Source organism: Cobetia sp. SIMBA_158, from assembly GCF_046566945.1.
In the GTDB taxonomy this organism is placed as follows: Bacteria; Pseudomonadota; Gammaproteobacteria; order Pseudomonadales; family Halomonadaceae; genus Cobetia; species Cobetia amphilecti.
Window position 1 is genome coordinate 1 of the sequence record NZ_JAWJYL010000042.1, and the last position, 633, is coordinate 633.

1 protein-coding gene is annotated in these 633 nt (G+C 39.0%); it reads left to right on the forward strand.

The window, feature by feature from the left end; genetic code table 11:
* A partial coding sequence (locus R2R70_RS18870; protein ID WP_410978731.1) for a chromosomal replication initiator protein DnaA occupies nt 1–633 on the forward strand: 633 nt, incomplete at both ends.

Genomic DNA, 633 nt, shown 5'->3' on the forward strand with positions numbered 1-633 from the left:
GCACCGGAACTTCGTTTTGATGTAGGTAGCAAACCACTTTTAAATACACAGGTTGCACCTGCTACAGAAGCACAGCCTGCACCTAGTATTCAAGCATCAGCAAAGCAACAGCCGCGTGAGCAAAAACCGGTTGTTGAACCCGCACCTAAATCGGGCTATAAATCAAACATTAAAGAAAACTACACCTTTGATAGTTTTGTTGAGGGTAAATCTAACCAATTAGCAAAAGCGGCTGCAACTCAAGTGGCCGATAACCCTGGCTCTGCATTTAACCCTGTATTTATATACGGTGGTACGGGCTTAGGTAAAACGCACTTACTCCATGCTGTAGGTAATGGCATTATGGCAAATAAGCCTGATGCTAAAATTGTGTATATGCATTCAGAGCGTTTTGTACAAGATATGGTTAAAGCACTACAAAATAATGCAATAGAAGAATTTAAACGTTATTACCGTAGTGTTGATGCATTAATGATTGATGACATTCAATTTTTTGCCAATAAAGAACGTTCTCAAGAAGAGTTTTTTCATACCTTTAATGCGTTGCTTGAAGGTAATCAGCAAATTATTTTAACTTCTGACCGTTACCCTAAAGAAATTGAAGGGGTAGAAGACAGGCTTAAGTCTCGTTTT